The sequence below is a fragment of the Limimaricola cinnabarinus LL-001 genome (assembly GCF_000466965.1).
Lineage (GTDB): Bacteria > Pseudomonadota > Alphaproteobacteria > Rhodobacterales > Rhodobacteraceae > Limimaricola > Limimaricola cinnabarinus.
In genome coordinates, this window is record NZ_BATB01000175.1 from 1 (window position 1) to 750 (window position 750).

The following is a 750-nucleotide window of genomic DNA, read 5'->3' on the forward strand; positions in this document are numbered from 1 at the left end:
ATCCGGGGGCGGCTCGACGCCAGCGCCGCGCGGCTCATAATCTGCGACGCGATCCGGGACGCGGACCTGATGGCGCTTGGTGCCGCGGCCGAGGGGCTCGGTCTCGTGACCGGCGGCTCGGGCATCGCGATGGGCCTGCCGGAGAATTTTCGCCGCAAGGGGCGGCTTTCGGGCGCGGCGGGGGCGTGGCGCGGGCAGGGGGGCCGGGCGGCGGTGCTGTCGGGCTCGTGCTCGGGCGCGACGCGAGAGCAGGTGGCCCGGCATGACGGCCCGCGCCGCGAGGTGACGGCCGGGGCGCTGATGGCGGGCGAGGTCACGGCGCGGGACGCGGCGGAATGGGCGCTGGCCCAAGGCGGGCTGCCGCTGATCTATTCCTCGGCCGATCCGGGCGTGGTGCGCGCGGCGCAGGAGCGGTTCGGCCGCGAGGCGGTGGCGGCGCGGGTCGAGGGGTTCTTTGCCGAGACGGCGCGCGCGCTGGTCGCGGGCGGGGTGACGCGGCTGATCACGGCGGGCGGCGAGACCTCGGGCGCGGTGGTCGAGGCGCTGGCGCCCGACGCGCTCGAGATCGGGCCGGAGATCGCGGCGGGCGTGCCCTGCCTGCGCGCGGGTCCGGATCTGGTACTGGCGCTGAAATCAGGGAATTTCGGGGGGCCGGGGTTCTTTGCCGAAGCCGAGGCGATGCTGGGGCGCGGAGCATGAGCGAGGCCCGCCTGCGCGAGGCGATCTGCACCCAAGCGGCTTCAATCTTCG

General features: G+C 75.7%; 1 protein-coding gene. It reads left to right on the forward strand.

Going from position 1 to position 750, the window contains the following annotated elements; all coding sequences use genetic code 11:
* A partial coding sequence (locus MBELCI_RS18970) for a four-carbon acid sugar kinase family protein (RefSeq protein WP_045320576.1) occupies nucleotides 1-699 on the forward strand: 699 nt, incomplete at its 5' end.
* Nucleotides 700-750 lie beyond the last annotated feature (51 nt).